Genomic DNA, 2122 nt, shown 5'->3' on the forward strand with positions numbered 1-2122 from the left:
CCTATGCACAATTATTGTGCATAGGAAGTGTGTAGAGATAGTGTGCAGCCATGGCGAATGACGAAGCGACCCCGCGGCCCGTCCCGCGGGAGGTGCGGATCGACAAGCGGCAGGTCCGGGTGCTCGCGCACCCGCTGCGGATGCGGCTGGTCGGAGCCCTGCGGGTGAACGGGCCCGCCACCGCCACCACCCTCGCCGAGCTGCTCGGCACCAACACCGGCGCGACCAGCTACCACCTGCGCCAACTCGCCGAGGTCGGGCTGGTCACCGAGGATCCCGACCGGGGCAGCGGACGGCAGCGCTGGTGGCAGGCCGCGCACGACGTCACGAGCTGGGAGCCGAGCGACTTCGACGACGACCCCGACGCCCGTGCCGCGATCGAGTGGATCCAGGGCGACCAGGTGCGTCTTCTCGTCGAACACGCCGACCGCTGGTTCGCCACCCAGCACGAATGGTCCCCCGCCTGGCGGGACGCCTTCGGCATGGGCGACATCTTCATGACCATCCCGCCCGAGCGGCTGGAGGCGCTCAAGGCGGAGGTGTGGCAGGTGCTGGAGCGGTACCGCCGGGAGGCCGAGCCGGTCGACACGGCCGAGCCCGCCGACCCGCAGGCCCGCCCGGTGCAGGTCTTCCTGGCCGCCTACCCGCTGCTGGACGGCCCTCGATGAGCGCGAGGAGTGAGCCGGGTTTGCGAGCCCCGCAGTCGCGAATGGATGTGGCGTCGTGAGCGCGCTGACCGTACGCCAGGTCCGGCGTCGCTACCTCACCCTCTACGGCCTGCGCTGGCTCCCCACGGGGTTGATGATCCCGGTGATGATCCTGCTGATGCAGGAGCGCGGCCTGTCGCTGCCGCAGATCGGCCTGGTCGGCACCGCGCAGGGGCTGCTGGTGCTGGCGCTGGAGCTGCCCACCGGCGGCTTCGCCGACGCCCTCGGTCGCCGACCCGTCCTGCTCGCCGCCGGAGCGCTCAACCTCGCCTCGCTGGCGCTCTTCGCGGTGGCCGACTCGTTCGCGCTGTTCCTTTTGGTCTGGGCGTTGCAGGGCGTCTACCGGGCACTGGACAGCGGCCCGCTGGAATCCTGGTACGTCGACGCCACCCTGGCCGCCGACCCGCAGGCCGAGTACGAGCGGGGCCTCGGGTACGCCGGCACCGTCGTCGGCGTGGCCATCGGCGGCGGCGCGCTGCTCAGTGGTGGCCTGGTCGCGCTGGGCCCGCTCGGGCCGGTCAGCGCGCTCACCGTGCCGGTGCTGGCCGCGATCGTCGCCCAGGCGGCCGCGCTGGCCGCGCTGCTCGTCCTGCTGGTCGAAGAGCGGCCAGCTACCGGGGTCGCGGCGGTGCGCGCATCGGTCGTCCAGGCGCCCCGGATGATCGGCCAGGCGCTCGGGCTGCTGCGGCGTTCCCGGGTGCTGCTCGCCCTGGTGGCTGTGGAGTTGTTCTGGGGCTTCGGCATGGTCACCTTCGAGTCGCTGCTGCCGGTGCGGCTCGCCGAGGTGATCGGCAACCCGGAACGGGCCGCCGCGCTGCTCGGGCCGGCCAGTTCGGCGGCCTGGATCGCCAATGCGGCCGGCGCGGCACTGACCCCGCTGCTGTTGCGCTGGTTCGGGGCGCCTTGGGGCGCTGCCCTGCTGCGCATCCTGCAGGGCGTCACGGTGGTCGGGATGGGGCTGTTCGCGGGGCCGGTCGGAGTGCTGGTGGCCTACCTGGCCTGCTACGCCGTGCACGGCGCGTCGAATCCGCTGCACAGTGGTCTGTTGCACCGCCAGGTCGACGGCCCGTACCGGACCAGCGTGCTCTCGCTGAACTCGATGATGGCGCAGCCGGCCGCCGCCCTCGGCGGGGTGGTCCTGACCGCGATCGCCGCCGCCGCCAGCGTCAGCGCCGCGATGGTGGTCGGCGCGGTGGTGCTGGCCGTCGCCGCGCCGCTCTACCTGCCCGCCTGGCTGGCCGACCGTCGGCCCGCTCCCTCCAGCGAGCCGACCGTGGTCCCCGTACCCGCCGACCGGTAGCGAGGGCCCCTCAACGACACCCCCAGTCCATTAACGCCCACAGCCCAGGCGGCTATCCGTGGGGGACACCCGGGCGACGAAACCACCACCGCCCGCACCTACAGGGCGGCCCCCA

The 2122-nt window shown here is 72.9% G+C and carries 2 protein-coding genes; both read left to right on the plus strand.

Going from position 1 to position 2122, the window contains the following annotated elements; all coding sequences use genetic code 11:
- Positions 1-50 precede the first annotated feature (50 nt).
- Complete coding sequence (locus tag AB0J68_RS31400) at positions 51-668, plus strand: helix-turn-helix domain-containing protein (RefSeq protein ID WP_355136366.1); 618 nt, start codon at positions 51-53, stop codon at positions 666-668.
- Positions 669-723: 55 nt separating this feature from the next.
- Positions 724-2007 (plus strand): MFS transporter, encoded by a 1284-nt coding sequence (locus AB0J68_RS31405; protein ID WP_363942422.1) that lies wholly within the window; start codon positions 724-726, stop codon positions 2005-2007.
- The last annotated feature ends 115 nt before the right edge of the window (positions 2008-2122 follow it).

The organism is Micromonospora sp. NPDC049580 (assembly GCF_040675595.1).
Taxonomy (GTDB): domain Bacteria; phylum Actinomycetota; class Actinomycetes; order Mycobacteriales; family Micromonosporaceae; genus Micromonospora.